The 241-nt window shown below is 44.8% G+C and carries 1 protein-coding gene; it reads left to right on the forward strand.

Going from position 1 to position 241, the window contains the following annotated elements; all coding sequences use genetic code 11:
* A partial coding sequence (locus tag AAEY79_RS16180) for a 4Fe-4S dicluster domain-containing protein (protein WP_352289750.1) occupies window positions 1-241 on the forward strand: 241 nt, incomplete at both ends.

Raw genomic sequence — 241 nt, forward strand, 5'->3', positions numbered from 1 at the left:
GGCCAAGACTCCGCGTTACTTGCTGATGCAATTGCCAACATTCCAGACTTAATCGGTGAGTTTGATAAACCGCGCTATGTTCGGGTTAACAGTGATATTTGTGCCCATGACAAACACGGCTTAAACGGTTGTAACCGTTGTTTAAACTTTTGTCCTGCCGATGCCATTAGTAGCGTAGCGCATAAAATTGAAATTGATCCTTATCTTTGTCATGGCGCAGGCAGTTGTACCAATGCATGCC

Source organism: Psychrobacter sp. GW64-MNA-CIBAN-0177, assembly GCF_040309585.1.
GTDB lineage: Bacteria > Pseudomonadota > Gammaproteobacteria > Pseudomonadales > Moraxellaceae > Psychrobacter > Psychrobacter okhotskensis.